The 22,647-nt window shown below is 54.2% G+C and carries 25 protein-coding genes; 14 read left to right on the top strand and 11 right to left on the bottom strand.

Going from position 1 to position 22,647, the window contains the following annotated elements; translation table 11 throughout:
- Positions 1–747 precede the first annotated feature (747 nt).
- The 5 genes from HED22_RS17975 to HED22_RS17995 all read left to right on the top strand — a co-directional run bounded on the left by HED22_RS17975 (position 748) and on the right by HED22_RS17995 (position 5,351).
- Entirely contained in the window at positions 748–1,911 is a 1,164-nt protein-coding gene (locus HED22_RS17975; protein ID WP_167724831.1) for a Re/Si-specific NAD(P)(+) transhydrogenase subunit alpha, read from the top strand.
- On the top strand, positions 1,904–2,335 hold the full coding sequence (locus HED22_RS17980; protein WP_167724833.1) for an NAD(P) transhydrogenase subunit alpha: 432 nt from the start codon (positions 1,904–1,906) through the stop codon (positions 2,333–2,335). Before HED22_RS17975 ends, HED22_RS17980 begins: the two co-directional genes overlap by 8 nt.
- A 12-nt stretch (positions 2,336–2,347) precedes the next feature.
- A complete protein-coding gene (locus tag HED22_RS17985; RefSeq protein WP_167724835.1) occupies positions 2,348–3,745 on the top strand; it encodes an NAD(P)(+) transhydrogenase (Re/Si-specific) subunit beta in 1,398 nt (465 codons plus the stop codon).
- Positions 3,746–3,930: 185 nt separating this feature from the next.
- Entirely contained in the window at positions 3,931–4,452 is a 522-nt protein-coding gene (locus HED22_RS17990; protein WP_254870269.1) for a hypothetical protein, read from the top strand.
- A 134-nt stretch (positions 4,453–4,586) separates the two neighbouring features.
- On the top strand, positions 4,587–5,351 hold the full coding sequence (locus HED22_RS17995) for an SDR family oxidoreductase (RefSeq protein ID WP_175581302.1): 765 nt from the start codon (positions 4,587–4,589) through the stop codon (positions 5,349–5,351).
- Between the two features lie 45 nt (positions 5,352–5,396).
- Here HED22_RS17995 and HED22_RS18000 read toward each other — a convergent pair whose 3' ends face one another.
- The 3 genes from HED22_RS18000 to rpsU form a co-directional block, all read right to left on the bottom strand.
- Positions 5,397–6,821 carry a PepSY domain-containing protein gene (locus HED22_RS18000; protein WP_167724839.1) on the bottom strand — a complete coding sequence of 475 codons (1,425 nt, stop codon included), beginning with the start codon at positions 6,819–6,821 and terminating at the stop codon, positions 5,397–5,399.
- An 88-nt stretch (positions 6,822–6,909) separates the two neighbouring features.
- The gene (locus HED22_RS18005) at positions 6,910–7,293 is read right to left on the bottom strand and encodes a hypothetical protein (protein ID WP_167724841.1); all 384 of its coding nucleotides are present in this window, start codon (positions 7,291–7,293) and stop codon (positions 6,910–6,912) included.
- A 249-nt stretch (positions 7,294–7,542) separates the two neighbouring features.
- On the bottom strand, positions 7,543–7,746 hold the full coding sequence (gene rpsU / locus HED22_RS18010; protein WP_008891676.1) for a 30S ribosomal protein S21: 204 nt from the start codon (positions 7,744–7,746) through the stop codon (positions 7,543–7,545).
- A 253-nt stretch (positions 7,747–7,999) separates the two neighbouring features.
- Between rpsU and def the strand changes: the two genes are divergently transcribed.
- Positions 8,000–8,584: a peptide deformylase gene (def, locus tag HED22_RS18015; RefSeq protein ID WP_167724843.1), complete on the top strand. Its 585-nt coding sequence runs from the start codon at positions 8,000–8,002 to the stop codon at positions 8,582–8,584.
- Positions 8,585–9,280, top strand: a complete 696-nt coding sequence (locus HED22_RS18020) for a COQ9 family protein (RefSeq protein WP_167724845.1) — start codon at positions 8,585–8,587, stop codon at positions 9,278–9,280.
- Between the two features lie 109 nt (positions 9,281–9,389).
- Here the strand turns inward: HED22_RS18020 and HED22_RS18025 are convergent, their stop codons facing one another.
- From HED22_RS18025 to purE, 3 genes are all read right to left on the bottom strand, one after another.
- Positions 9,390–10,070 (bottom strand): thermonuclease family protein, encoded by a 681-nt coding sequence (locus tag HED22_RS18025; protein ID WP_167724847.1) that lies wholly within the window; start codon positions 10,068–10,070, stop codon positions 9,390–9,392.
- Between the two features lie 179 nt (positions 10,071–10,249).
- Entirely contained in the window at positions 10,250–11,338 is a 1,089-nt protein-coding gene (locus HED22_RS18030) for a 5-(carboxyamino)imidazole ribonucleotide synthase (protein WP_167724849.1), read from the bottom strand.
- Between the two features lie 112 nt (positions 11,339–11,450).
- Positions 11,451–11,951 carry a 5-(carboxyamino)imidazole ribonucleotide mutase gene (gene purE / locus HED22_RS18035; protein WP_167724851.1) on the bottom strand — a complete coding sequence of 167 codons (501 nt, stop codon included), beginning with the start codon at positions 11,949–11,951 and terminating at the stop codon, positions 11,451–11,453.
- Between the two features lie 260 nt (positions 11,952–12,211).
- On the opposite strand from purE, the gene HED22_RS18040 reads away from it, so the two are divergent.
- Positions 12,212–13,048 (top strand): diguanylate cyclase, encoded by an 837-nt coding sequence (locus HED22_RS18040; protein WP_254870270.1) that lies wholly within the window; start codon positions 12,212–12,214, stop codon positions 13,046–13,048.
- 112 nt (positions 13,049–13,160) lie between these two features.
- Here the strand turns inward: HED22_RS18040 and HED22_RS18045 are convergent, their stop codons facing one another.
- The gene (locus tag HED22_RS18045) at positions 13,161–13,367 is read right to left on the bottom strand and encodes a YdcH family protein (protein WP_167724853.1); all 207 of its coding nucleotides are present in this window, start codon (positions 13,365–13,367) and stop codon (positions 13,161–13,163) included.
- A 120-nt stretch (positions 13,368–13,487) separates the two neighbouring features.
- Between HED22_RS18045 and HED22_RS18050 the strand changes: the two genes are divergently transcribed.
- Both HED22_RS18050 and HED22_RS18055 read left to right on the top strand, forming a co-directional pair.
- The gene (locus tag HED22_RS18050) at positions 13,488–14,594 is read left to right on the top strand and encodes an ATP-dependent 6-phosphofructokinase (RefSeq protein ID WP_167724855.1); all 1,107 of its coding nucleotides are present in this window, start codon (positions 13,488–13,490) and stop codon (positions 14,592–14,594) included.
- Positions 14,595–14,621: 27 nt separating this feature from the next.
- Entirely contained in the window at positions 14,622–15,086 is a 465-nt protein-coding gene (locus tag HED22_RS18055) for a TIGR02444 family protein (protein ID WP_167724858.1), read from the top strand.
- Between the two features lie 12 nt (positions 15,087–15,098).
- On the opposite strand, the gene HED22_RS18060 is transcribed toward HED22_RS18055, so the two are convergent.
- On the bottom strand, positions 15,099–15,716 hold the full coding sequence (locus tag HED22_RS18060; RefSeq protein ID WP_167724860.1) for a UbiX family flavin prenyltransferase: 618 nt from the start codon (positions 15,714–15,716) through the stop codon (positions 15,099–15,101).
- A 115-nt stretch (positions 15,717–15,831) separates the two neighbouring features.
- Here HED22_RS18060 and HED22_RS18065 point away from each other — a divergent pair, with 115 nt between their 5' ends.
- Positions 15,832–15,996: a YdcH family protein gene (locus HED22_RS18065; RefSeq protein ID WP_081944367.1), complete on the top strand. Its 165-nt coding sequence runs from the start codon at positions 15,832–15,834 to the stop codon at positions 15,994–15,996.
- 356 nt (positions 15,997–16,352) lie between these two features.
- The gene (locus HED22_RS18070; protein WP_303047746.1) at positions 16,353–18,287 is read left to right on the top strand and encodes a propionyl-CoA synthetase; all 1,935 of its coding nucleotides are present in this window, start codon (positions 16,353–16,355) and stop codon (positions 18,285–18,287) included.
- 94 nt (positions 18,288–18,381) lie between these two features.
- On the opposite strand, the gene HED22_RS18075 is transcribed toward HED22_RS18070, so the two are convergent.
- From HED22_RS18075 to HED22_RS18085, 3 genes are all read right to left on the bottom strand, one after another.
- Entirely contained in the window at positions 18,382–19,194 is an 813-nt protein-coding gene (locus HED22_RS18075; RefSeq protein WP_167724863.1) for a DeoR/GlpR family DNA-binding transcription regulator, read from the bottom strand.
- A 165-nt stretch (positions 19,195–19,359) separates the two neighbouring features.
- Complete coding sequence (locus tag HED22_RS18080; RefSeq protein ID WP_167724864.1) at positions 19,360–20,040, bottom strand: DUF1013 domain-containing protein; 681 nt, start codon at positions 20,038–20,040, stop codon at positions 19,360–19,362.
- 298 nt (positions 20,041–20,338) lie between these two features.
- A complete protein-coding gene (locus tag HED22_RS18085; protein WP_254870271.1) occupies positions 20,339–21,346 on the bottom strand; it encodes an NAD(P)H-quinone oxidoreductase in 1,008 nt (335 codons plus the stop codon).
- An 89-nt stretch (positions 21,347–21,435) separates the two neighbouring features.
- Here HED22_RS18085 and HED22_RS18090 point away from each other — a divergent pair, with 89 nt between their 5' ends.
- Both HED22_RS18090 and HED22_RS18095 read left to right on the top strand, forming a co-directional pair.
- Positions 21,436–21,630 carry a DUF1192 domain-containing protein gene (locus HED22_RS18090; protein WP_167724865.1) on the top strand — a complete coding sequence of 65 codons (195 nt, stop codon included), beginning with the start codon at positions 21,436–21,438 and terminating at the stop codon, positions 21,628–21,630.
- A gap of 491 nt (positions 21,631–22,121) precedes the next feature.
- Positions 22,122–22,568 (top strand): DUF1465 family protein, encoded by a 447-nt coding sequence (locus HED22_RS18095; protein ID WP_167724866.1) that lies wholly within the window; start codon positions 22,122–22,124, stop codon positions 22,566–22,568.
- Positions 22,569–22,647 lie beyond the last annotated feature (79 nt).

The following is a 22,647-nucleotide window of genomic DNA, read 5'->3' on the forward strand; positions in this document are numbered from 1 at the left end:
GCCAGTGGTAACCAGGCCAAGCGAGTCGATCGTTTGAAGTGGAATCACGTGATCACTTGATGGAAGTTTCGGGCTTAAAACCCGAATTTGGTGCACTTAACCGCAAACAAATCCGAAAAATTCAGGAAGCATCGCGCGAACCTTTTTGTGGTTGGCGCGTTACGTATTGGTTGATCGATGACCATTAAATGAAGACTCTGGCGTTTGTTTGTAAGATAATATTCACTTACAACGTGGGGTAAAAACAGGGGAAACTGCGAAAAATCAATAATCTGGTGTGTGACATACAGGATAAGAACCTGTTCCACAGTGGAAATTAAGTGTGCGAATTTTCGCACATATTTGATTTTTAATGAATTTAACCAATATAAAGTTAAACTGTTTTTTTGTCGTTTTTTCGGATTGTGGTTGTCGGCGAGAAATCGCATCTTGCTCTCAACGCAGACATGCGGGGCGTCATTGATTGTTTGTCCTGAGCACCAATGACGGGTGGGACCTGACATGTCAGCAAGGTTTTTGCCTTGTAATGCGTGGTGGGAAAGTGGGCGGTTTCTTCTGCGATTGCTGAAGAACCGCCTTTTTCTTTTTCGGGTCTGTGGTGTTGGCCCGAAAGACCTGAACTGGACAAGGGTAGCCCCGTGACCGGTCCGAAAGGAACGCGGAACGACGTTCTGGAACCGGTTGCTTTGTAATCAAGAAAAAGAATTACCGTGCTTACCAAATCACAAGGGAAGGAGGTCTAACGCGATGAAACTGGCCGTTCCAAAGGAAATATGGCCCGGAGAGAAGCGCGTTGCCGTCACGCCAGAGACTGTCAAGAAACTCAAGACTCTGGGGTTTGACGTTGCAATTGAGGCTGGTGCCGGAATAGACGCAGCCATACCGGATGATCGCTTTGTCGATGCCGGTGCAACCATTGCCAAAACAATGAAAACCACCGTGAAGGATGCCGATGTCATCTTCAAGGTGCGCCCACCTGTCATTGATGGCAAATCCAACGAATTAACCGCCTATAAAAAGGGGGCTGCGGTTGTGGCCCTGCTGGAACCTTATGATCGCAAGGACCTGATCGAGGCGATGGCAAAGGCCGGTGTTGATGGCTATTCCATGGAACTGATGCCGCGTATTTCGCGTGCGCAGTCAATGGATGTGCTTTCATCGCAATCCAACCTTGCGGGCTATCGCGCGGTTCTTGATGCCGCCCATGAATTTGGCCGTATCTATCCGATGATGATGACAGCTGCGGGGACACTTGCACCTGCACGCGTTGTCGTGGTCGGGGCCGGTGTTGCGGGCCTTCAGGCAATTGCCACCGCCAAGCGCCTTGGTGCCGTTGTGTCGGCATTTGATGTGCGCCCGGCGGTCAAGGAACAGGTTCAATCGCTTGGCGGGACCTTTATTGAAGTCGAAGACGATGGTGCCTCTGATGCCGAAACATCGGGTGGCTATGCCAAGGAAATGTCGGACGACTACAAAAAGAAACAGGCTGAAAAGCTTAAAGAGGTTCTGACCAAGACCGACATCGTCATTACCACGGCCCTTATTCCCGGCCGTCCCGCGCCGGAAATCGTCACCGCCGACATGGTGGCTGGCATGAAGCCGGGCTCGGTGATCATTGATTTGGCTGCTGAACGCGGTGGCAACGTTGCCGGTGTGAAGCTTGGTGAAACGGTGATGACCGATAATGGTGTCAAGCTGATCGGGTCTGAAAACATCACCAGTTCCGTTGCAACCGACGCAACCGCGATGTACGCCAAGAACCTTTTGAACTTCATCACCCTTTCCGTCGATACGGACAAAGGCACGCTTGCGTTTGATGGCGAAGACCAGATCATTGTCGAAACGCGCCTGACCCACGATGGAAAGGTCGTTCATCCGAAATTCGGCGGGGAGGAGGTCGCAAATGGCTGATCAATCCGTAGCCCAGAATGCAAATGAACTCCGCGATGCCGCACTTGGCCTTGCGGAAAAGGCGGCTCAGCTTGCCGATAGTCTGGCAAGTGACGCGTCTGATGCGGCGGGCAATGCCGCCGTCGCTGTCCAGGGATCGGGGGTTAGCCCGACTGTCCTTGGTCTGACCGTTTTCGTGCTGGCCTGCTTTGTGGGCTATTACGTCGTATGGAAAGTTACCCCGGCCCTTCATTCACCCTTGATGGCAGTGACCAACGCCATTTCGTCGGTGATTATCGTCGGTGCGCTTCTGGCAGCAGGCCCGGTGGAGATGAACTTCTCCAAGATGATGGGCTTCATTGCGGTGGTGTTGGCTTCGGTCAACATTTTTGGTGGCTTCATCGTCGCCCAGCGCATGCTGCATATGTTCAAGAAAAAGAAGTAGGGGGAACACACAATGTCGGAAAACCTATCGGCTTTCCTGTATCTGGTGGCCTCGGTCTGCTTCATTCTTTCGTTGCGCGGACTTTCGTCACCTGAATCGGCCCGTACCGGGAACATCCTTGGCATGGTGGGTATGGCAATCGCCATCTTTACCACGCTGGCAAGCCCGGCCGTGCTGTCATACACAACCATCATCGTCGGTATCCTGATCGGTGGGGCCATCGGGACGGTCATCGCGCTCAAGATCCAGATGACCGCACTGCCACAGCTTGTTGCGGCCTTCCACTCGCTCGTCGGTCTCGCGGCCGTGTTTGTCGCGGGGGCTGCGCTTTATTCGCCGGGTGCCTATGGCATCGGGACGGCGGGCAATATCGGTGCGGCCAGCCTGATTGAAATGGGCCTTGGTGTTGCGATTGGTGCGATCACCTTTACCGGCTCGCTGGTGGCGTTCGGTAAATTGCAGGGCATCGTTTCGGGCACGCCTGTGCGGTTCAAGGGCCAGCATATGCTCAACCTTGCCATCGGGATTGGCATTGTTGTCTTTGGCATCATTCTGGTGGTGACCGAAAGCCATATGGCTTTCTGGATCCTGGTTGCGCTTGCGCTTGTTCTGGGCATCACGCTGATCATTCCGATTGGCGGGGCGGACATGCCGGTTGTTGTCTCCATGCTGAACTCGTATTCGGGTTGGGCGGCATGTGGCATCGGCTTTACCCTGCAAAACAGCGCGCTGATCATTACCGGTGCGCTTGTCGGTGCCTCGGGTGCGATCCTGTCCTACATCATGTGTAAGGGCATGAACCGCTCAATCTTCAACGTCATCTTTGGTGGCTTTGGGGCCGAGGGCGAAGCAGCCGCTGGTCCCGGTGGCGATGGCGACCGTTCGGTCAAATCCGGATCGGCCGACGATGCATCCTTCATCATGAAGAATGCCTCGAACGTCATCATCGTGCCGGGGTATGGCATGGCCGTCGCACAGGCCCAGCATGCGCTGCGCGAAATGGCCGATATCCTTAAATCCGAGGGTGTCAATGTCCGCTACGCTATCCATCCGGTGGCTGGACGTATGCCAGGTCACATGAACGTGCTTTTGGCCGAGGCCAGCGTTCCTTACGAAGACGTCATGGAAATGGACGAAATCAACCGTGATTTCGGATCGGCCGACGTGGCCTTTGTGATTGGTGCCAACGACATCACCAACCCGGCCGCAAAAACCGACCCGGCAAGTCCGATCTTCGGCATGCCGATCCTTGAAGTGGAAAAGGCCAAAACGGTCCTGTTCGTCAAACGCGGCATGTCAGCGGGTTACGCTGGCATCCAGAACGAACTGTTCTTCAAGGACAACACCATGATGCTGTTCGGCGATGCCAAAAAGATGTGCGAAGAAATCGTCATGCATCTCGATAACTGATCAAACCATTTGGTTTGAAGTGACAAAAGGCGGCCCCCGATGGGCCGCCTTTTTTTCGTCGGTACAACGCCTTATAGTTCGGTTATGCGTCGCCCTGAAGTTTTAATTCGGAAGGTCATATGTTTCGTTTGGTAAGGGTTTCCCTGCTTTTGGTAGTTATCTTGTCCGTGGCGTTGGTCGCGTCCATGGGGTTGACGATCCTGACCTATGTCCGCCTGACCGCCGAGGAGCCGATTGCCAAGTTGTATTTCGAACCGCTGGGTGAGGATGTTTTTGAAGCGCATCTAGCAGCAGATGCTGGTGGAGATGTTGGAATCTATGAGATTTACGGCGATCAGTGGCGGATTGATGCCGAGTTCATCAAGCTGAAGCCCTGGGCCAATGTGATGGGCATGGATGCGCGTTATAAGCTGGTGCGTTTTGAAGGCCGCTATCGCGATACCGAGGATGAAAATACCAAACCAAAGATGGCCTATGATCTGGGGCAGGGTGATGCGCTTGATCTGGTGAACTATCTGGCGGAATGGAATTTCCTGGTCGATGCCGAATATGGCAGTTCGACCTTTACCGATATCGCAGAAGATACGCTTTATACCGTCTACCGGACCCAGTCAGGGATCATCGTGCGGTCCGAACCTATGCCCGATCCGATTGGCTATGAACCGACGATGCTTGATGACATCAAAGCATGGGTTTCGGGCAACTGATCCTTTGCCCCTGTGATCTCCAAACGTCAGGTCCGAAACCGGCGAGCAACATCTGATGGCCGCCGATATCCTTTTTCCATCGTTAACCGCACAGCTCAATCCGCAGGGCTGTTGCCAGATGGATTGGATGGATCATGTTGCTTGAAGACAAGGTTGTTATCATCACAGGTGCGAGCTCGGGGATCGGGGCTGCTTCTGCCAAATTGTTCGCTGAACAGGGCGCCAGGCTTGTGTTGGCCGCGCGCTCGGAAGACCGGCTTGATCAGGTTGTTACGGAAATCAATGGGGCAGGCGGCAAGGCATTTGCCCTTGCCGGGGATGTCTGTGACGAGGCTTTTGCCAAGGCATTGGTCGATGCGGCCATCGACGCGTATGGCGGGCTTGATGTTGGTTTCAACAATGCCGGGACACTCGGGTCCCCCGGTGCGCTGACGGATATTGACGTTGGGGAATGGGAGAAAACCCTGCGCACAAATCTGACGTCTGCCATGTTCGGGGCAAAATATCAGATGCCCGAAATTGCCAAGCGTGGCGGTGGATCGGTGATTTTCACCTCGACATTTGTTGGCCATACGATTGGTTTGCCGGGAATGACGGCTTATGCGGCAAGCAAAATGGGCCTGATCGGTATGGCGCAATGTCTGGCCGTCGAATATGGCGCGGCCAATGTGCGGGTTAATGCGTTACTGCCGGGCGGAACAGATACCCCGATGGCGGCAAGCTATGCCAATGATCCGGAAGCACGGGCAATGGTGGAAAAGTTCCACGCCCTTGGCCGGATCGCCGATCCGGTTGAAATTGCCAAAGCCGCCTTATTCCTGGCGTCTGATCACTCAAGCTTTGTTACCGGAACAGCGATGCTGGCGGATGGCGGAAATTCGATCTGCAAGGCAGCGTAAAAAAGAAATCCCCCCGCCAGTGCGTTTTGGCAGGGGGATTTCGATTTAGCCAAAGGCACGTTGCAGGACTGGCACGCGCGACAGGATCAGGACATCAAGTGCCAGCACTGTCACAAGAGTGATTCCGGTAAGCGGGAAGGCCAGAGACAGAACCAGCATGAGGAACACTGCGCCCTTCCACAGCGGCAAATTGTTGGGAAGCGGCGGTGGCGTTAAACGCAAACTTTGCGCATTTGCCGGACGGCGCAGCCACCACATTACAATGCCACTGACACACAGGAAGATGACAGTCAGGCAGAACAGCGTATTGGCGATGATATTCCACCACCCCAGATCACCCTGATGAAGAGCAATCCCTACGGCCATGCTTTTGGCGCCAAGCGAATAGTCATCATAGGTGACTTCGGCCAATACCTTGCCGCTATATTGATCGACATGAATGGTGCGGTCCCCGGTGGGTGGGACGCTATCGCCGCTCATACTGTCGGCGGAAAGAGTGTAAACGCCGTCTTCGCCACTTGGCAGGTTGATGCGGTACTGGCCGCTGAACCCGATGGAGCGCGCGAAGGCATTCATGCTGTCAAGGTTGATATCCGTTCCCGCCGGAAGGCCGGTTGTGCCGACGTCTGATCCGGATGCGGGCATCGGTGTTTGTTCAAGGCCCCAAGGTGCGTCATGCAGTGCGCCATGGTTCATATCGGCATGGATATCGTCAGATAGTGGAACATTATCCCATTTTTCTGCGGGAAAGGTGCTCCAGGCCTGAACAAACTGACCGCCCCAGATTCCAGCCCAAGAAAGGCCTGAAATCAGGAAAAAGAATAGAACGACAGATATGTAAAAGCCTGATGTGACATGCAGTTCTTTCCAGAATGTCCGACGCGTTGCGGAAAAATCGGGCCAAAGCACACTGCCAAGGCCTTTGCCATTGCGCGGCCACCACATGTAGAGCCCTGTCACGATCAGAACGATGCCCAGCCCGGCGGCAATTTCTATCAAGCGGTCACCAAGATCACCAATCAGAAGTTCACCGTGGACTTCACTTGCCCAATAAAACCAACTGTCATCCTTGACGATGGTTTCGCGGATGTCGGTGGTGACAGGGTCAACGGTGACAACATGCTGCTTTCCGCCGCTATCGACCAGAAACATGGTGGCAAGGTTATCTTCAAGCGGGGCGATATATTGGCTGACTGATCCGTCCGGAAGGCTGTTGGCAGCGGCTTTGGCCTGTGCTGTCAGGGATTGATGTTGACCGTCCGAGGCAAGGATACGGTCACCAAAGCGTGTTTCGATGACGTTGAAATACATCATCATCAGGCCGGTCACAGCCAGCATCAAAAGGAACGGGACGACATACAGGCCAGCATAAAAATGCCAGCGCCATGCAGCCATATAGAATTTGCGTGCAACCGTGCGCTGTTCGCGATCACGAACAGCCGCATCCGCCAAAGCGGCTTGCTTTGTCATGGAGATATACCTTTTCATTGGAAATGCACAAAGAACCACAGCAAGCGGCGCTAATGCCGTGAAATCACTGCGGTAAATGATGGGCAGATCAAACGATAAAGGGTGGGGCGCGCGGTATGGCGGGTGTGGCATGGATTGCCAGACGCAGCTCGACCCGTCTGGGCAGGTGGGCGAACACACGTGTTGCGAATTCGATCCGCGTCGGGACAGACGGGTTATCGGGCAGGATAACCGCCGCAACGATACGGCAGAATTCGCAGGTCTCCAGCAATCCTGTATTGTTGTCCGGATCGCTTGCCTGGCCGCTCAGGCACAGAACGGGAAGTGTGCCATCAGGCAGGGCAAAATTAGCAATATCCGCATCGGGAACAGGTCCAAACGACGCCAGCTTGTGCGACACACCCGCAAGCATCAGCGCTGTCACGCATAAAATGCGGACCATCAACCGTGCTTTTGATCGCAAACCTGACATGGATCGTTCCCCAAGTGATGTCATTGATGGGTGGTCAATGACAACATCCCGTATTCTTTTTACCCGCTTTCAACGCGTTAGACCACGTGAATTATTCCTGATTTAAAACCCTGGGGTGGGATTGGGAGTGGGTATAAAAAACCAAACCCGCCCGGATTGCTCCGAGGCGGGTTTGGCGCACGGGTCCGAATTTAGCGAACTAAATTCGATCGTACAGTCACGTTCGAGATACCCCGAAAGTGAAAAAGACTAGAAGCCTTCGCGCTCGATGCGCTTACGCTCCAGCTTGCGGGCACGACGGATTGCTTCCGCCCCTTCGCGAGCTTTCTTCTCCGACGGCTTTTCAAAGTGGCGACGGAGTTTCATCTCACGGAAAATGCCCTCGCGCTGCATCTTTTTCTTAAGCGCTTTCAGAGCCTGATCGACATTGTTGTCGCGAACGATTACCTGCACGGAAACCACGCTCCTTTCAAAAAAACAAAAACACCCGGAGTGGCGGAATGCCCCCCGGTTGGATTTACGGTCACACTGACCGTGGGCTGTATATAGTGCAAACCAGCCAAAAAGAAAAGAGGGAAGGGGATATTCGCCTTTGACGTTTATGCGCGGCGGGAATTTGCCGAATTGCGCTGGTGTAAACGGCAATCCGGGGATATATCGAAGCCATCGCGTCGCCAACCTGTCCATTTTCGGTTAAAAGACAAGGATGTCGATTCTGAAAATTGCCCGGATGGGCCACCCGGTTCTGCGCCGTGTTGCGGACCGGGTCGAAGACCCGCTTGATCCTGAAATCCAGCGCCTGATTGCGGATATGAAGGACACCATGAAGGATGCCGGGGGCGTTGGCCTTGCGGCCCCGCAGGTGTTTCAGTCTTTGGCGATCATGGTCTATTACGTTCCGGCCTTGCGCAAAAGCGACGATCCGGACGATGCCGAGGTGCCGCTCAGTGTCCTGATCAATCCCGAAATCGAGCCGATTGGCGATGAAATCGTTGATGGCTGGGAGGGATGCCTGTCGATTCCCGGCCTGCAGGGTGTGGTGCCGCGATGGAACAAAATCCGTTATCGCGGGTTAAATGAGAAGGGCGAAACTGTGGAATACACCGCCGGTGGTTTCCATGCGCGCGTCGTTCAGCACGAATATGATCATTTGATCGGGGTGATGTATCCCGAACGTATGGAAGATATGACGTTGCTTGGTTTTAACGAGGAATTGCGCGAAAACCCGCCCGAGACTACCTTTAGGCAGTCGGCTGCGACCGACGCCCAATCAGATGACGAGGAGGCCTGAATGTCTGTCACTGAAAGCATGACCCGCCTGCAAGCCCAGCGCGAAGCACTGGTCGAGGCAGCCCTTGAACATGTGCCGTTCGATGGCTGGACCAAACAGGCGCTTCAGGCCGGCGCCGAAGACCTTGATCTTGCGCCGGGTGAAGTTGATCGTCTTCTGCCCAACGGTATTCGTCAGGCCATCAAAACCTATGTCGAGCTGACGGATCGCAAGATGGTCGCGGCCCTTGATGAAATGGGCCTTGAAAACCTGAAAATTCGTGAACGCATTGCGGCTGCGGTTAAAACCCGCCTTGATCTGGTCGAGGATCAGAAAGATACCGTGCGTGCAGCCCTTTCCTATCTGGCTTTGCCTCAAAATGCCGCCCTTGGTCTGAAGCTGACCCATGGCACGGTGGACAAGATGTGGGTTGCGGCTGGCGATACATCGACCGACCATAATTGGTACACCAAGCGTATGCTGTTGGCTGGTGTGTATGGATCGACCCTGACCTATTGGCTTGATGATACCTCAGAGGGCCATGCCGATAGCTGGGCATTTCTGGATCGCCGGATCGCCAATGTCATGCAAATCCCGAAAATCACGGCCAAGATTGGCAAGGCAGGCAAGTTTGCCGCCGCCCCGTTCAAGATGGGCGCAAAAATCGCGCGCTGTATGCCAACACCGGGCCGTATGCGCCGTCAGTTTGGCGGCTGATACGTAGCCAAGCTTTTCGATTAAAACAAAAACGCCACCGTGCATTCTGCCGGTGGCGTTTTGAGTTTTGAGGGAAGGAAACTCTTTTCGATGTCGGGTGTCGCCCGGATCAGAACTGATTGGTCAGGAAGCTCAGCAAGGTTGGGTCCGGTGCGTTGGCTTCTTCAAGTTCAGAGGCCAGATCAATCTTGATCGGGGTTTCAACGCGCTGCGGCTCGAATACGTCATCGAGCATGTTTTTAAGCTCGTTGGCATCATCGGTATCCTGCAGGTCGTGCTTGGTCGGTTTGGCAGCAAGGGCAACCAGTTCGGATGGCGGGGTGCCCATCCAGATGCCTTTTTTGTTGTCCTTGGCGAATTGCTGATCGCGCAGATAGGTGGTGCAACTCGGATGGCTGTCGCAGCTGACCATATCAACCATGGCCCAGCCGGCGCGAAGGATCAGACGGTTCAGGTCATTCTGACCCATCTGGCATTCAGTCAGCATCGGGAACAGCTGGACGTCCGAGACCTGCTGACATTTGATGGCGTAATTTTCAATGATGCGATCAAGCGCCTGGGCTGCCGCAGCTCCGCACTGGAATTCCACCGACCCGGCCCGGCAGATCATGCCGGGTTTCGGCGCGCGAATGCCAAACAGTTCGACAATCAGGTTGCCAAAACGCAGCTTGTCGCCCTCGATCACGTCGGGGAAGCCAGCTGCACCCGGCACCGCCAAGGCGGTGTTCGTGCGGCTTTCAACGGCGATCAGGCCAAGCGTCAAAGAAAGAATGATCAGAAGTTTTTTCATCACATGTCATCCTGTAAGAGTTTCCTGTCCTACCAACAGCAAACCGGATGCCAATCGACTGGGCATAAAATGCCAGTCGAATGATCTTTCGCGTAACGCTATGACAAGCTTACGAAAAAGCCCCGGATGCACGTGGTATCCGGGGCTTTTTATTGTTTCGGGTTACGGTGGTGGCAGGGTTACTTCGGCAGAACCCACGTCACGTGGCCCATCTTGCGGCCCGGCTTTGCTTCGGCCTTGCCATAAAGATGCAGTTTCGCATTCGGCTCGGTCAAAATTGCCTGCCAGTCATTGATGTCATCCCCCAGAAGGTTCTTCATGCGCGCCTTTGAATGATGCGCCGGATCGCCCAGCGGCAGGCCGCACACAGCACGGACAAACTGTTCGAACTGGCTGGTGATGCAGGCATCTATCGTCCAGTGACCGGAATTGTGCGGACGAGGGGCGACTTCGTTGACCAGAATATCGCCATCGCTGGTGACAAACATTTCAACCGCCAGAAGCCCAACAAATTCCATCGCACTGACAAGCTTGATTGCGACGTCCTCGGCCTTTTTCGAAAGGTTGTCAGCAATTTCGGCCGGGGCGACCGTGACATCAAGAATATGGTTGGTATGCACATTCTCAACCGGGCAGAAACAAGCGGTGTCACCCTTAACGCCGCGTGCGACGATCACCGAAATCTCGCGTTCGAACGAGATGAAACCTTCAAGGATGGCTTCGGCCCCACCCATTTCAGCCCATGCTTCGGCAAGGTCGGTATCAGCGGCAATCTTGACCTGCCCCTTGCCGTCATAACCCAGTTCGGTGGTTTTAAGAACGGACGGACGGCCAAGCTTGGCAACAGCGGCTTCAAGGTCGGCAAGCGAGCGAACCGCCTCAAACGGGGCGGTACCGATGCCATGATCGTTGCAGAAGGTCTTTTCGCGCAGGCGGTTTTGTGAAATGTGCAGGCATTTCCAGCCCGGACGGACCGGCACAAGGCTGGACAGCAGTTTGACGCTGTCATGCGGGACGTTTTCAAATTCAAACGTCACGACATCGACTTCCTCGGCAAAGGCGCGCAGTGCATCAAGGTCACTGTAATCGGCGACAGTCGCCTTGGCGCTGACTTGCTCGGTCGGGCTGTCGGCACCGGGGCCAAACACATGGACCTTATAGCCAAGCTCCGCGGCACAGAGGGCAGCCATACGGCCAAGCTGGCCATTGCCCATGATGCCAATGGTGCTGCCCGGGGCGATGATGCGCGTGTCGAAATCCTGCGTCATGTAATCCTCGATCAAATGCTTTCCGCTTTGGGAAAGGATGCCGTATGTCGGGCAATCGTCAAATGGATGCAATCAAACAAAAACGCGCCCCGTCGGGCGCGCCTTTTCAAGATCATGGTGCCGGGTCGACGGGCTCTTCTGCGACCGATGCGCTTTGCGCGGCCCGCCAGTCATCAAGACGGGCGGCAAGGCCGTCATCCATCAGCGCCATGATCTCGGCCGCCATCAGGCCGGCATTCTTTGCACCGGCGGAACCGATGGCAAGGGTGCCGACTGGCACGCCACCGGGCATCTGAACGATGGAAAGCAGGCTATCAAGCCCCTTAAGCGCACGGCTTTGAACCGGAACACCCAGAACCGGAAGCGGCGTCATGGCCGCGGCCATGCCCGGCAGATGGGCGGCACCGCCCGCACCGGCGATAATGACCTTAAGGCCGCGTGACTTTGCCGTTTTGGCATAATCATACAAGCGATCAGGCGTGCGATGGGCAGAGACAATTTTTGTCTCATACGCGACGTTCAGCGCATCAAGGACATCAGCCGCATTTTTCATGGTCTCCCAGTCGGACTGGCTTCCCATGATAATGCCGATGACCGGGGTTTGATCGCTCATATTGGCGGCTCCGTTTTCGGGCGGTTTCATGAAGGCCCGCATTATATGCAGCAAGCCCTATCATGCAAGCCTGCTTGAGGGATTGTATCGTTGGGAAAAGCCTTGTATATCAGTAATATCTTATTAAGAAATATCCGAAATATGGACAAATAGCGGTCTATGTCACTCTGGATTGAAAATCTTGGTGAATTGATTGCGTTTTTGATCTATTATTTACTATTGCCTCATATAACTGTGCAGGTAGCACGGGAAGGTCAGACATGAAAGTCACAAGGCCCGGATCAATGACACCCTCGATGGGGGGCGGGGATGGGCGATATCCATCAAGCCCCTACGGACTCTTTGCCTATGGCAAGGATTCTGGCCGTCGTCGTGCGCCCAATCAGGACCATCAGGTCGATATTGATACCAACGATGTTCCAGACGCGGTTGAAGAGGCACCCTACCATACCCCCGATATGGCAAACGTGCTGGGCATTCCCGATAATCAGGTAACACCTGCGGTCGAACAGGCCATTGGTCGTTTGATGGTCCGGATCAACGGGCTGACTGAAAATCTGAGCGAACTTAAGCAACGTCAGGCGCATCTTGCACGCAGTGAAGGCCGTGATCCCTTTACCGGTGCGATCAGTCGCCCGGCATTCATGCAGATACTTGAAAATGAAATGGCGCTGGTGGGGGCTGATCGTACAAACCGCACGCTGCTGCTGTGCGAATTGGCCGATATTGACGAAATCCTTCAGCGCCACGGTCAGGACTGCAAAGAGGGCCTGTTCAACTATGTCCGCCGTATCATGGCAGATTTTATCATGTCACCGCATCATCTGGGGTATCTCGGCTGCAATGACTTTGCGGCACTGATGTACAATGTTGACGAGGAAGACATCTGGCAGCGCGTCGACGCGATTACCCGATGGCTGGATCAACATCCCTTTGTCCATAACGATCAGCCGATTTCGGTTGTGCCGGTCTTTGGTCTTCATCATGCCCATAGCGGTGATACGCCCCGTTCGGCACTGAATGCGGCCGATACGGCCTTACGTGCGCACAAGGAAATGTATCTTGCGCAACTTGCCCGCATTCCGCAGGGCATCTGACAATCATCGATAAACTGCTGTGATCGCGTATCGCGCGAAAGGTTTCGGACAGTCCGGAACGCGATAAAATATGTGTATAGAAGGCGCAGCAGGCCGCCACGCGAATCAGAAATCAGGCGATGATGTCTGGCACCAGCTGCGACTCGATATAGAGAATCTCGTCCTTAAGGGCCAATTTGCGCTTTTTCATGCGGCCCAGACGCAGCTGATCATGATGAGGTGCCTGAACCATTTGTTCGATGGCGACATCCAGATCGCGGTGTTCCTCGCGGAGCGATAGAAGTTTCTTTTCAATCTCGATCTGATTGATTTCGTCCATTTTTGATCCAGCTTAATAACCAATGCGAGGGGATGTTGATAATACCAGATATCATATTGGCAACCCATATGATTTGTACCACCCTGTAAAACAATATTGGCACGATTGGGAAGGAAACAGATGCGGATCGGAGTTTTGACCAGTGGCGGCGATTGCGCCGGATTGAATGCGGTTATTCTTGCGGTCGTTCGTCGTGCGGTTTTGGGCTATGGGTGGGATGTTGTTGGCATTCGACAGGGCACGCATGGCCTGATGCAGGACCCGCCCCAGGCAATTGATCTCAATGATCAGGTCAATAGTGACGGCTTGCTGCGCCTTGGTGGTACAATCCTTGGCACGGTGAACAAGGGCGATCCGTTCCATTACCCGATGCCAGATGGCAGTTTTGCCGACCGTTCTAGTGAAGTTATTGACGGCTATCACAAGCTGGGACTTGATGCCCTGATCGGAATCGGCGGTGATGGCAGCATGGCGATCCTGCATCGTCTGGCCAAGATGGGCGGCATCAATCTGGTCGGTATTCCCAAGACGGTTGATAACGACCTTGCCCAGACCGAATATTCCATCGGTTTTACCACGGCAGTGAATGTCGCAACCGATGCGCTTGATCGCCTGCAGCCAACCGCAGCGTCACATGAGCGGATCATGATCCTTGAAGTCATGGGGCGCGATGCCGGGCATATTGCCCTGTTTGCCGGGGTTGCGGGCGGGGCCGATGTCATCCTGATCCCTGAAATGGACTATGACCTTGATGAGCTAAGCCAGCATTGCCTCAATATTCGCAAAAGTGGACGTAATCATGCCTTGGTCATCGTTGCCGAAGCCGTTAAACGCGATGATGGATCGGCCGTCACGCAGGGGGATGACGGGCAAAAGGTCCGCTATGGCGGGATTGGTCATTGGCTTGCCGATGAGCTGGGGGCACGGACTGGCTGGGAAACCCGTGTGACTGTCTTGGGTCATGTGCAACGCGGCGGGACGCCATCACCGCGTGACCGCGTGATTGCCTCTGCCTTTGGGGTGCATGCGGTGGATTTGATCGCAGAGAACAAGTTTGATCGGGTCTGCGCCTGGCAGCAGCGCAAAGTCGTCGATGTGGCGATGGAAGATGTTATTGTTGGCCCGCGACTGGTTGATACCCAAGGCACGATGGTCTCGACTGCCAAAGGGCTTGGGGCCTATATGGGCCATCCGCCAAAAGTCGCCAGAACGGCAAAAACCGTCTGATTTAAAATCATAACAAGCAGGTTGGGAATGGATCAGGAAGAAGTCTGGGCCTTTACGGTCGCGATGTATGGTCGCGACGGCGTGGCCAAACTGTGCCTCGACCTTCAGGAACGCTGTGATCTTGATGTGAACATGCTGCTTTTCATGTTCTTTCTGGGCCAAAAGGGTTTGGCACCAATGAGCATTTCCGCGCTTGAAGCGGCTGTTCACGACTGGCGCGAAAACGTCATCAAGCCTCTCCGCCATGCGCGGCGCCACCTGCGCCATGATCCACGTGCCAGTGCTCAGGATCTGCGTAAGAAGGTCAAAACAGAGGAACTTCAAGCCGAACGTATCGAACAGCAAATCCTGTGCGAAGCGGTCCAAACGGTGCCAAGTGACGATCCGGTTGCCGCTGCCCATGCCTATCTTTCGCCCAACCGGTTTGAAATGGATCAGCAGGCCTGCGACAACGCGCTTGGCGAACTGACCCGGTTGATGGGAATTGCCTAGCGTTTGGAAGTCCTAGTCGCGCTTTTTCGGTTTGCCGGTAACCGGAATCGAATTGGCGGCCTCGGGATCGCCCCAGCGTGCTGTTTCGGGCAGGTCGATATCAAACAGATCCAGAACCCTGGCACAGCTTTGCGTCACCATTTCATCAAGTGATTGTGGACGGGCATAGAATGCCGGGACCGGTGGGGCAATGATCGCGCCGTTTTCAGTGGCCTGCGCCATGTTGCGGATATGGCCCGCGTGCAGCGGTGTTTCGCGCGCCATCAGGACCAGCCGGCGACGTTCTTTCAGCATCACATCTGCTGCACGGGCAATCAGATTATCTGCGACTCCGCTTGCGACCTCGGCCAGAGACTTCATTGAGCAGGGGGCGATGACCATGCCGCGTGCGCGGAAGGAACCCGATGCAATCGGGGCACCGATGTCGGCATTATCATGAACAATATCCGCCATCTCCTTGATTTCGCGGATTTTAAAATCGGTTTCATAGGCGATGGTGCGCTCGGCTGCTTTTGAAAGAACCAGATGAGTCTCGGTTGGCGCATTTTTCAGCAGCTGTAAAAAACGTATGCCGTAAATCACTCCGGATGCGCCGGTTATGCCAATGATAAGTCGATCTTTTTGCGTCATGCCGTTCCTTGCCAGACTGTGTTCTTGTTCACGATCTTGATCGAAACACTGGAAATCATGTTACGAAATTAATACCATCTTCTTGTGGGCAATGTCAGATATAAGGAGTAGGCGAATGAGCGTTCAAAGCCATATCGAAGCTCTTACTGCCAAACATGCTGCACTTGAGCAGGAACTCCACCTCGAGACGCGCCGCCCGGCGCCCGACGATTCCGTTGTCGCAGACATTAAACGTCGCAAGCTTGAAATCAAGGACGAGATAAACCGAATAACCCATTAGCCGTTCTGGCATGGCCAAACGCGTGAGCAAGAACGCGCGATCTCCCATGCGAACGGCTTGAAGACCTCACAGATTTCCTAACTCTTGCTTTTGCCGCCTCATATTGTCGCCCACGCGTGAGGCGGCAACTTTATGTCCGCACTTCAAAACCATCGGCGACTTCCCACATTAATTCTATCGATGCAAACAGATACGAATCCTCCGCTCCGGGGGATCAATCGTTGATCTGTTTTGAGTAATTGTAATCCGCAGAAAACAAGGGATTGCAGGGCTCTACCAATGTCTAAGGGGTATGTGTAAATTAAATCGGTATTATGATGCCGATTTAAGAACACAACGCTACGGATGGCTCCTGCTTGGATGCCAGACCAAACGCCGCGGAGGATAATTCGCCAATGACCGGTCGCTATCAGGAAATCTACGAACGTTCGATCGCTGACAAGGAAGGCTTCTGGGCAGAAGCTGCTGAGAACATTTCCTGGTACAAGAAATGGGACCGCGTTCTGGATGACAGCAACGCCCCGTTTTATCGATGGTTTAGCGGTGGCAAGGTCAATACCTGCTACAACGCGTTGGATCGTCATATCGAAGACGGTCGCGGCGACCAGCCTGCCCTGATCTATGACAGCCCCGTCACCAATACGGTTCAGTCAATTACCTATTCCCATCTGCGCGATGATGTCGCCCGTCTTGCCGGGGCGCTGCATGCGCGCGGTGTGACCAAAGGGGACCGGGTGATCATCTATATGCCGATGATCCCGCAAGCGGCGATGGCGATGCTGGCTTGTGCGCGGATCGGTGCAATCCACTCTGTGGTGTTTGGTGGGTTTGCCTCCAACGAGCTGGCAACGCGTATCAACGACGCCAAGCCAAAGCTCATCCTGACGGCAAGCTGCGGCATCGAAGGATCGCGCGTTATTGAATACAAGCCACTGCTTGATAAGGCCATCGCAATGGCTGATCACAAACCCGAAAGCGTCATCCTGTACCAGCGCCCGCAAAGTGATGCGTTGTTGATCGATGGACGTGATTACGACTGGGAAGTCGAATGTGCCAAGGCAGCTCCGTCTGATTGCGTGCCGGTCGATGCAACTGACCCGCTTTATATCCTGTATACCTCGGGTACGACCGGGCAACCCAAGGGCGTTGTCCGTGACAATGGTGGCCATATGGTGGCCCTGCATTGGTCGATGAAAAACATCTACGATGTTGAGGCCGGGGACGTTTACTGGGCGGCATCGGATGTTGGCTGGGTTGTCGGGCATTCCTATATTGTTTACGCGCCGCTTCTGGCGGGCTGCACCACGGTCATGTTTGAAGGCAAGCCGGTCGGAACCCCGGATGCCGGGGCCTTCTGGCGCGTAATTTCCCAACACAAGGTCAAGGTCCTGTTCACTGCACCGACGGCCTTTCGTGCGATCAAACGCGATGATCCCAAGGCGGCTCATATGGCCAATTATGACCTGAGCTGTCTCAAGGCATTGTATCTGGCCGGTGAACGTTCGGACCCCGATACCCTGCAGTGGGCCGAAAACAGCCTGGGTGTGCCGGTAATTGACCACTGGTGGCAGACCGAGACCGGCTGGTCGATCTGTGCCAATCCGCGCGGGATCGAATTGCTGCCAATCAAATACGGTTCGCCGACTGTGGCCGCTTGTGGCTGGGACGTCAGGGTCCTTGATGAGGCTGGCAAACCGCTTGAACGCGGTCAGATTGGCGCGCTTGCGGCCAAGTTGCCGCTGCCACCGGGGACACTTCCGACCCTTTGGCAGAACGACGACCGTTTCAAGTCATCCTATCTTGAAGAATTCCCCGGCTATTACGCCACGGGTGATGCCGGTTTCATTGATGAAGATGGCTATATCTATGTCATGTCGCGTACCGACGACATCATCAACGTGGCCGGCCATCGCCTGTCGACCGGCGGCATGGAAGAAGTCCTGTCGGGGCATCCCGATGTTGCCGAATGTGCCGTCATTGGCGTGCATGATGATCTTAAGGGGCAATTGCCGCTTGGCTTCATCGTTCTGAAGTCCGGGGTTACTCGCCCACATGACGCCATTCTGGCCGAAATCGTTGCCATGGTCCGCGATCAGATCGGTCCCGTCGCTGCCTTTAAAAAGGCGACCGTGGTTGACCGCTTGCCCAAAACCCGATCGGGCAAAATCCTGCGTAAGACCATGCGGTCCATCGCCGATGGTGAAAACTATAACACCCCGGCAACGATTGACGATCCGGCGATCCTTCCCGAAATCGCCGAAGTTCTCAAAGAGATTGGCTATGCAAAATAGATAGCCTGTCCATCACAGATGCAAACTCCCGCTCCCATTGTTAATGGAGCAGCCTTGCACCCGCTTTTGGTTTCAAAAGCGGGTGTTTTTTTGATCAGACCTGATCATCGGGAATGACGAATGTGGGGAAGTCTGAACCTGGTTCCGGCACATGCAGGGCTACACGGGATTTTTCGATAATCTGTTGAATATGATCTGGTGGCGGGCAGTCGGTAAAGAATGCACTGACATCAAGAATGGAACCACCCCGGACAACCGCGTTACGGCCAAACTTGGTATGATCGGCGACCAGATAGGATTTTCGGGCATTCTTGAGGATCGCCGACCGGGCCCGGACTTCCTGTTCATCGAAATCCAGAAGACTTCCGTCCGGGTCAATTCCGCCAACGCCGAAGATACCGTAATCAACCTTGTAGCTGTTAAAGAATGCCTCGACCTCAGGGCCCAGAACATCGCGGTCTCGATTGCGCAAGCGCCCACCAATCAGGGTAACTTCAAAACTGTCATTGGTGGCCGCGACATAAGCGACATTGAGGTTGTTGGTAAATATCCGAAGGTCGCGGTGTTGCAATAACGCATTGGCAACCAGTTCGGGGGTGGTGCCAATTGAAAAGAACAGCGATGCGCCATTGGGAATTTCGCGTGCGACCAGTGCAGCAATCTTGCGCTTGTCATTGACGTTGAGCACCTTACGCGCCCGATAGGCAATGTTTTCATGTTCAAGGGCCGGTTCAACACCACCATGGCGGCGGCGCAGCAGGCCCTCATCGCACAGTGCATTGACATCGCGTCGGATGGTCTGCGGGGTTACAACAAAGCGTTCAGCAAGTTGTTCAATGGTGCGAAAACCATCTGCACGGACAAGTTCGACAATACCAGCCTGGCGTTCGGTTGGACGTTTTTGCATGTAAACGTTCTTCGGAGTTGTTCATTTGAAAAGCTGGCGAATGGTATTGGGCATCCGTGTCGGTTACGTTACCGTTTCGCTGCAATCCTGTGAAACAAACCTTACGTGTTTCTGTTTGCGTACCCAATGAAAAAGGCCGCCCAACTGGCGGCCTTTTGAATTCGATCAGGATTTGAAGAGGTTTTCCGCCGCTTCCATGTAGTCGGAAGTTTTTGGCTCTTCTTTCTTGTCTTCGCCTTTTTTGCCCGGATAATCAGGTTCCGGATTGATCTGCAGCTCTTCTGGCAGCGGATCCGGTTCGACATCCTTGGCAATTTTCTCCGGGTTCTTCGAACGCGCAATCACGACCTGTTTTTCAAGATCAAGCTCGGTGCAAAGGCCCATGGTCACAGGGTTGCGCGGCGCAAGGTTGGCCGAGTTCCAGTGCGAACGGTCACGGATTTTACCAATGGTGTCTTTGGTAGTACCGATCAGCTTGCAAACCTGAGCATCGGAAAGTTCCGGATGATGTTTGAGAAGCCAGGCAATTGCGTTCGGGCGGTCCTGACGTTTCGAAACCGGGGTGTAGCGGGCACCCTTGGACTGCGCGCGCGGGCGCGGCAGATCGGATTTCGCCATTTTCAAAAGTTCGCGCGGATCTTTTTCGCAGCGTTCGATTTCTTCGTGGGTCAGCTGACCATTGGCGACCGGATCAAGGCCAACAATGCCTTGGCCGACGTCACCGTCTGCGATGGCCTGAATCTCAAGCTCGTGCAGTTCGGTGAAAGACGCGATCTGTCGGAACGACAAGCCGGTATTGTCGATAAGCCATACAGCGGTTGCTTTGGGCATGAGGGGCTGTGCCATATTTCCTCCTGTTTCCTTCTTTCTCTCTGGAGACCGGCGATGGGTATAAGGCCCAAAAAGCGCGGGAATGTATGCCCCAGAATATAATCTCATTTGGTGGTCCGGCAATGCTGCAAGGTCAACCGCAGGGGTTGCTGCGCATCATCGGACCCGCCATTGCGTTCTTTTCGATCAATGTGCGGGTAAATGCAACAATCTGTTGCGGCGTTCTGAAAAGAATATTTCTTTTCGTGCTGCAAGCATACTCATGTTGCCATGGGTTGGTCAGATAAAAGATATCAGACCTTCGTCCATATGATCAGTCGACTTCAAGTATCACTTTTCCGATGTGCGCGCCACCCTTCAATATGGCGTGTGCCTCCGATGCTTGCGCAAGCGGGAATGTCTTGTAGATCACGGGCGCGATTTTACCCGCTTCGATCAATGGCCAGACTTTTTCGCGCAGGGCGTCGGCAATCGCGCCCTTGTTGGCGACCGGCTGTGCGCGCAGCGTCGACCCCATCAAAGTCAGACGTTTCAGCAAGAGGGGGGTAAAGTTTGTTTCCGCCTTGGGACCGCGCAGGAATGCGATGATGAGGATGCGGGCCTCAAAGGCCGCCGCTTTGAAGTTTCGGCTGACATAATCGCCAGCGACCATGTCGAGAATAACATTCGCGCCTTTGCCATCGGTTGCCGCCTTGACCTTTTCGACGAAGTCTTCTGTTTTGTAATTTATCGCGACATCGGCGCCAAGATCGCGGCAGGCCTGACATTTGTCATCCGTGCCAGCCGTCGTGATAACCTTGGCACCAAATGCCTTGGCAAGCTGGATGGCGGTGGTTCCGATACCTGACGTGCCGCCATGTACCAGAAACGTTTCCCCTGCCTGCAGCCCGGCTTTGTCAAAGACATTGTGCCAGACGGTAAAGAAGGTTTCAGACAACCCGGCAGCCTGCGTCATAGAGAGACCTTTAGGGACGGGCAGGCACTGTGCGGCCGGAACAGCAGCATACTCTGCATAGCCGCCACCTGTGACAAGCGCACAGACTTTATCGCCAACTTTCCAAGCGCTCACATTTGCGCCAACAGCCACAACCTCACCCGACAGTTCAAGCCCCGGAATTTCGGATGCCCCCGGGGGTGGTGGATACATGCCAGCGACCTGCATCAGGTCAGGCCGGTTCACACCGCTTGCAGCAACCTTTACCAACACATCATCGGGCCCATATTCCGGGACCGCGACATCACCAGCCACAAGGGCAGGCTTGTCAGTGTCCTTGGTAATCTCGATGGCTTTCATGCGATCTGGAAAATCTGGGTTGGACATAGGGACCTCGTTGGCGAAAACTGCGTTCTATACCTATCTAGGCTCTCTAGGAAATTCAATGACCGAGACCAAGGCGGAAACAATGGAGGATGACCGTGGACGAAGAAGATGGCGCAATCTTCAAGGGTGGTGAATTTGGTCTGCCGCGCAAACTAGACGGCATGTCAGTCGACAGTCTGAAAGACTATCGCGCGGCACTGGAACGCGAAATTAAACATGTGGATGAGGCGCTAACGCACCGCAAAGGTGCTGTCGCAGGGGCGGAAGCCCTGTTTAAAAACTGATATCTGACACAATCGCGTCAGGGTAGGTTGCCAAATACTAGACGTGAGGATGGTGTTTTTAAACCTGAGATTAATTGAAAATTAAACTTGCCGCCTTATATGTGGGATAGAGGGTCATCTGATGACCCCCTTGTCGAACGTGATGTTTCGATGCCTCCCTGTTAAACTGGACCGCCCATTTTTGGGCGGTTCTTTTTCTTTATGCCTCTTATTCAGTCACTTAAGGCAACGGCTTTCCTGCGGATCGGGGCTGAAGACAGGTATTAATCTGCAAAAGGGTACGGGTTAATACGTATTGTCACATTTGTGCCATGAATAGCCTTGACCGCTTGTGAACCGCTGGCTAAAGTTCGCGCACAATAAAAAACAAAACCAAAAAAAGTCCGGCAAGTTTAGCAGGTTGAGGTGAGACCGCCCAGAAAGTGGGCGGTCTTTCTATTTGGACATCTTCCTGCCTTGAAGCCGCATACCGCCTTCCCAATATATTTTAGATGACGTACGAGCATCCACCGGCGTCCAATGAGGCGTCGTATCATGGCAATTTTTCGGTTGTTCATTTTTCGCGAACCTACGATGAAGCTTTTACCCTGCTGGTAGAGGCCCGAAACTACCTTTCGGCAAATCGTGGACAAAGCAAGAAACATGGAAACCGCGAGGCTGTTGTACAATGCGTAGAAGAAATGCGCATGACCACGCGATTGATCCGGGCAATGGCGTGGCTTCTTGCCGTGCGTGCCGTGGAAGACGGCGAGATTGCCTGGGACGAAGCGGTCGATATCGATGATCTGATGGTTGATATCCGCATCTGTACAGCAGATCGTGGCGAAGAATGCGGCTTTCTTTCACCTGGGCTACTTGATCTGATGGGGCGGGCACACGCACTTTACATGCGTGCCGCGCGCATGGAGCTTCAGGTTGCCGCGCGCAGTAATGGTTGATCACCGCCACGGGTATCACTGAAACATGATGATTTTGAAAGTTTGGTCTTAGACGGTGCAGTCAGGCTGCACACCAAAG

This window comes from Thalassospira sp. HF15 (assembly GCF_011806525.1).
GTDB lineage: Bacteria > Pseudomonadota > Alphaproteobacteria > Rhodospirillales > Thalassospiraceae > Thalassospira.